Genomic DNA, 6,322 nt, shown 5'->3' on the forward strand with positions numbered 1-6,322 from the left:
AAATTTACCCTTTGATGACGAAACCCCGGCACGAATTACGCAAGCAATTGCAAAGTGCTTAACCACAAGTGTTTTGGCTTTTCTTAGTGCCATTCATCAAACACCCTCTTTTACTTGCACTGTTAACGCTCTCCATTATCTGTGTTGGTACGAGTTCTGGCTCTGCACTACTGACAGAGGGAGCAGGGCAAACAGACAACCAAAAGTCGCCATCAATCATCTTCTTCCTGCCCAAGGAACACCCTCAGCCTGGAGTCGCCTGGGAAGTCACCACCACTTCTGGTGATGCAGAAATAGCACTGGCACGACATCTAGCGAACATAGGTGCAAAAGAATACGTTGCTTGGTGGTGTCCCCACTGTCACGAACAAAAGTTGCTCTTTGGTAAAGAAGCCTACCAGATTATCAGTGACAGCATCAAGGTGGAGTGTGACAAGAGAGGTTTAAACGCTCATCCAGATTGGTGCAAAGCTGCGAAAGTTCCTGGCTTTCCCACTTGGGTCATCAACGGGCAGCAATATAGCGGCGTACAGAACCTCAAGGACTTAGCGAAAGCTTCTGGTTACAAGGGAGACAAAAATTTTCGCTACATCCAAAGCAAATAAAGAGTGTATTTGCTTTTTTAAGCCAAGGCAGAGTATTTGCAGGTTAAATATTGGCCGTTCTCACAACTGTCAGTCATCGACCTTAGTACAGCAAAGCATTAATTCGTAGCGAATTTCTCCATCATCTGGGCTACTGTATATGACCATTTGAAGTTTTGTTGCAAAAAATTACTTTTCTCAGTTCCTAGCAACGCTGTCAATAATAATATAAGCAACTGCTTTCAATGAAGAACGATGTAAGATTGCGTTTCCTGTGTTCCCGATTTAGCTGAGTTTCCATAATTTCTATGAGTGACAAAAAATACGTTGCTGGCATGACTTGCATTGCCAAACTAAAGCACCAATATTTCTTACACATTTGTAGTGCATTAGCTTACAAGCAAAGGCAGTATCCGCGATCGCAACGGGAGCAATGCGATTTTGTTAGATCGGACTTTAATTCTCAGTTACAAACCTAGATTCTCAATAAAAACAGTTGTTTGGCTGTGATCGCACCCCTAAATATGTGATTTAGCACCGGAATTTTAAGCACCTCACAAAATCGCATTGCTCCCGATCACAACCTACAGATACCGCATACTGCTCCCCTTCAACACTTATACTAACGCTTGAATACGTAACAAGCGCCATACAGACTTAGTTGGTGGGCTGCTTGTGCTTAAAAATATCACTGATGACTAATAATTACTATTGACAGTAACTTTCAAGCATAGAAGTAGAATTATAGACATGCTAGAGAATAATGCAGCCAGATTTGCTTTAAAAACTGAGCTTTTATTACGTATAGATAAATTGGGACTACAGCAAAGCCTATTTCCAACCTCTGACGAACTTATTGATCAACTTATACAACAGTTGGAGGGCATAAGTCCTATTCCGCAACCACTTCAGCCTAACTATCTTCCTTCTCTACTAGGTAACTGGCAATTAGTGTATGCATCTAGTGGGACAATCGTCACACGCCAGATTGCATCAATTCCAGATTTTTTGGGTGTAATCAAAATTAAACGCGTGTGGCAAACATTGGCTAGTGACAGTAATACCAGAAAAATCTCAGCCTCTAATAGCGCCCAGCTTGAATTACCCATTTTAGGCGAGTGGCAGTTACAAGCTAATGGACATTGGAAATGGGGTACGGATACGGATGAGAAAACTGCCACAGTGTCCTTTAATTCATTTTCCATACAAGGGACAAAACCCTTTGCGTTGTCTAATTGGAGTTTTCCTGAGTTAAAAATACCAGTATTAGAATTCCTACAGAAAGAAGCTTTATGGATAACCTCCTACTTAGATCAAGAAATTAGGGTAGGACGAGGTGCAACAAATAATTTATTTGTATTTCGTCGTGATGTAACACCGTCAACTTAGTTACAAAAGAGAAGTTTTGCTCACTGGAGTTAATTAAAAGCTCAGATGAAAAAAAAATCAAATATTTCTCTTATTTTTTGTCAGCATTTAGCTTCCCTATTTTATGTGTTATTCTCCTCATCGGCGATGGCACAGATTGTTCCAGATAATACATTACCTGTCAATTCTATAGTTACGCCACAAGGCAATACCAGCAATATTACTGGAGGAACGCAAGCAGGAAACAACTTATTTCACAGCTTCGAGCAATTTTCTCTATCCACAGGTAGCACCGCTTACTTTAATAATGCCTCAAATGTTCAAAACATTATTAGTCGAGTAACTGGTTTATCTATCTCTAACATTGATGGTTTACTGAAAGCTAACGGCAGTGCTAACCTGTTTCTAATTAATCCTAATGGGATTATTCTTGGCCCCAATGCTGTCCTAAATATCGGTGGTTCGTTCTTAGGTAGCACTGCTAACAGGATTAACTTTGCTGATGGCAGCCAATTCAGCGCAAAAGCTCCACAAAATCAACCCTTGTTAACAGTAAGCGTACCTATTGGCTTAGGATTTGATGGTAATCCAGGCGTAATTCAAGCTCAAGGTACAGGACACAATCTGACTCTCAATGGCCCATTCTCACCATTTATTAGAACCACTAGCTCAAATGGCTTACGTGTAAAGCCAGAGAACACTTTAGCTTTAGTGGGTGGTGACGTAACTTTAGAGGGAGGAAAGCTTGAGGCAAGTGAAGGGCGAATTGAGTTAGGTAGTGTTGACAAAGGAATAGTACACATTAATCCAGCTTATAATGGTTGGAATTTGAGTTATGAAGATGCCGTTAGCTTCAAAAATATTCAACTATCTCAACAGTCAATAGCAGATGTTAGTGGCTTTGGTAGTGGTTCTATTCAAGCACAAGCTGCTGATGTGGAGCTAGGAAGTGGCTCAATATTTTTAATTCAAAACCAAGGGAATAAATTATCAGGTGACATTATTGTAAATGCCTCTGAAGAATTGAGAATAATAGGAACTTCTCGGAATGGAACAATCCCTACTAGCTTGGTTAATGAAACTTTAGTAGGAGATGGAGGAAAAATCGAAATTTCAACTAAAAATCTAATTCTTCAGGATGGAGCAGCAATAGCTGCTAAAACTTATGGTGTAGGTAGGGGGGGCGATGTCTTCGTGAATGCTTCCGAATTTACTCAAGTTGCTGACGGTTCCTCTTCCATTCTTCAACTACCTAGTAATATCATTACTTCAACCTTTGGCTCTGGAAATAGTGGCAATCTTACTCTGGTTACGAAAAATTTATCTATAGAAGGTGGTGGAGAAATCCTCACTTCAACTTTTGGGACTGGCAAAGGTGGTAACTTAACAGTTAATACTCCTGAATCTATTCAAGTCATTGGTTACTTATCGGGAGCTTCACAGCTTTCTAGTACTCTTCTTACTAGAGCTTCTGGCTCTGGGAATGCTGGTAATCTAGTTCTTTCAACAGGAATTTTAAGTGCCAAAAATGGGGGTATTATTGGTTCTTTAGCTCTGGGAAGTGGCTCTGGAGGGGATGTAACTGTAAATTCTAATAACTCTGTAGAACTTGTTGGAGTAGTACCAAATGTCTTTACCCCAAGCTCTTTGGTTACTGCAACTTATAGCAGTGGTAATAGTGGTAAATTAATAGTTAATACAAAAAAGTTAACAATTAGGGATGGCGGAATAATTAATACTTCTACTCGCTCAACTGGGAAAGCTGATAGCCTTATCATTAATGCTTCTGATTCTATCGATGTAATAGGTAGAGTTCCAGGCGCTGTAAATCCCAGTCTTATCAATTCATCTGTTGTTGATTCCAATAAAACTTTTCAAGAGCTATATCTGCTGCCTTCAGATTTGAGAGGGGATTCAGGAAGTATAACGATTAATACTAACAAGTTAAATATTGCAGATGGCGCATTAATTAGTGTCAAGAATGATGGTGATGGCAATGCTGGTATAATTAATATTAACGCTGATACAATCAACATTTCAAATAACGGAGGTCTTGCCGCTACTACTGCTGTTGGTCAAGGTGGAAATATTGCTGTTAACTCAAAATATGTTCAACTAAACAATGCCAGTATTTCTGCGACTGCTGGACAACAAGGTACTAATGGTGACGGCGGTAACATCATCATCAACACAAATATCCTAGTTGCAATAAAAAATAGCAGCATCACAGCGAATGCTTTTGAAGGACAAGGCGGTAATATCAGAATCAACACCAAAGGAATATTCCTTTCTCCTGATAGCAAAATTACAGCTAGTTCACGGTTCGGATTGAATGGTACGATTCAGATCAACACCTTATTTACTAATCCTGTGCAGGCTAAAGCAGAACCAGCAGCGATTCGTGCAACTCCTGAGATTGTATCGGTTTGTCAGGGACGATCGGGGGCAGTAACTAGGAGTAAATTGGTCATTACTGGTACTAACGGTCTTCCAACTAGTTCTAACGACCTGCCAGCTAGCTATTTGAGTTGGCAGAGTAACTTGGTTTCAGGTGAAGCTATTAATAATTCAGAGGAACCAAAGTCATACTCAAGCGAAGAACCAACACAAATCATAGAAGCCCAAGCCTTGATACAAGATTCTGATGGGAATTTTATTTTGACGGTAAAACAACCCAATACTGTCGTTCCTAATGCTTCGTTGTCTGCCAGCCCGTGTTCTCAAGAATCTCATGTATCAAGAATATTACCAATGACGAAAACGACTCAGAAGAATGATTAGACTCCGACATTGGTTCAAGTACTTGTTGCTAGTCATTTTCGGGTTGTCTATAGTTGTGAGCCAACCATTTCTTATCTCCGCTCAAACTATAAATAAAGAAGCACAACAACAGAAAGAGGCGAATTTACTGACCCAAAGAGGTCAAAAGCAATTGGATATCGGCCAAGCAGAGAAGGCTTTTGAAACTTGGCAAAAAGCTACGAAAATTTATCAAAAACTCCACTATGAAGATGGTATTACCGGGAGTTTAATCAACCAGAATCTTGCTCTACAAGCGCTGGGCTTACATTATCGGGCTTGTAATACGCTATTGTCAGCTTTGAAGTTAGACGCAAATGCTTCTCTTTGCGCCACTACGCCACAGCAACCTACTGATAAGATGGAAAAACTGCTGACGGCAACCATTAATAAGCAAATTCTTTCACCCGTAAACTTACTCGGATTGCACAACTTGGGAGAAGTCTTGCGTCGGTTGGGCAAGCTTGATGAATCAAAAAAAGTCTTGTCAGAAATATTATCTGCTGCTAAGTGGATACCTTCTATTGACACTAGCGGGATTCTGCTTTCATTAGGTAGTACTAGCCAGGATATTTACAAGCAAGCACGAAATCAATATTTAGAAATAGAAGAACCCGTTTTTCAGAAAGAATTTGTCAATTTGATTCAAAAACAGGCACTTGACTCACTTAACATTTATCAACAATTGATTGACAGCTTAAATACTCCAAAGGAAGTACAATTGCAAGCTCAATTACATCACCTGAGCTTAATGTTAGACTTTGAGCAATGGTTAGCAGTAGAGTCAAAATTAGGTAATAAAAAATTAGCCTCCCTTCGTACTAGAATTATTCAACAGATACAGCCTGCTGTAGATTGGCTTTTAAAAAATCATTCGACATTTTCTCAATTACCAGCCAGCTATTCTGTTTATGCCAAGCTGAACTTTTCTAAAAGTCTGAATAAAATTCCAGACCAACAGTTCCATTCACTAGCTATTGAATATGCTGAATCTGCTTTAAAAACAGCTAAAATTACTAATAGTCAGAGATTACAGTCAGAGAGTTTTGGCACTTTAGGTGAATTAAAACTAGAGCAATCACAACCAGATTTTGAAGAAGCTTTGGGATTGGCTCAATCAGTTCACGCATGGGATCTTGCCTATCAATGGCAGCAGCAATTAGGAATTTTGTACAAGGAGCAGGGAAAATATAAAGAAGCTCTACAAGCATATAGTGCAGCAATTGAAAATGTCACTTTAGTTCGCAACAATCTTTCGTCAATTAATACAGATTTACAGTTCTCATTCCATGAGAAAGTGGAGCCTTTATATCGTGAATATATGAGATTGCTCCTAACAGATTCTAACCCAAATTTGTCAGAAATAATTAAGACTAATGAAAGGCTGCAAATAGCAGAACTAGAAAATTATCTTCAATGTCGCAAGCTTAATCTGGTAGCTTTCAATGAAATTCAAAACTTAGATGCTAGCACAACAATTGGGAGCATCCCATTTTTGCAGAAATACTGATTCATGAGTGTAGTATGGGGAGAACACAATACTTACTTAAACCATAGGCATGACCCCCGAA

General features: G+C 39.4%; 5 protein-coding genes. All 5 read left to right on the forward strand.

Annotated features, from left to right (window positions below; translation table 11 throughout):
• Positions 1 to 86: 86 nt before the first annotated feature.
• The 5 genes from V7K25_RS28340 to V7K25_RS28360 all read left to right on the forward strand — a co-directional run bounded on the left by V7K25_RS28340 (position 87) and on the right by V7K25_RS28360 (position 6,261).
• On the forward strand, positions 87 to 605 hold the full coding sequence (locus V7K25_RS28340) for a hypothetical protein (RefSeq protein WP_335162787.1): 519 nt from the start codon (positions 87 to 89) through the stop codon (positions 603 to 605).
• Positions 606 to 892: 287 nt separating this feature from the next.
• On the forward strand, positions 893 to 1,063 hold the full coding sequence (locus V7K25_RS28345) for a hypothetical protein (RefSeq protein WP_335162789.1): 171 nt from the start codon (positions 893 to 895) through the stop codon (positions 1,061 to 1,063).
• 271 nt (positions 1,064 to 1,334) lie between these two features.
• Complete coding sequence (locus V7K25_RS28350) at positions 1,335 to 1,973, forward strand: PAP/fibrillin family protein (protein ID WP_335162791.1); 639 nt, start codon at positions 1,335 to 1,337, stop codon at positions 1,971 to 1,973.
• Between the two features lie 45 nt (positions 1,974 to 2,018).
• Entirely contained in the window at positions 2,019 to 4,733 is a 2,715-nt protein-coding gene (locus V7K25_RS28355; protein WP_335162793.1) for a two-partner secretion domain-containing protein, read from the forward strand.
• Positions 4,726 to 6,261, forward strand: a complete 1,536-nt coding sequence (locus V7K25_RS28360) for a hypothetical protein (RefSeq protein WP_335162795.1) — start codon at positions 4,726 to 4,728, stop codon at positions 6,259 to 6,261. The genes V7K25_RS28355 and V7K25_RS28360 overlap by 8 nt, the downstream gene beginning before the upstream one ends.
• The last annotated feature ends 61 nt before the right edge of the window (positions 6,262 to 6,322 follow it).

Source organism: Nostoc sp., assembly GCF_036919495.1.
GTDB lineage: Bacteria > Cyanobacteriota > Cyanobacteriia > Cyanobacteriales > Nostocaceae > Nostoc.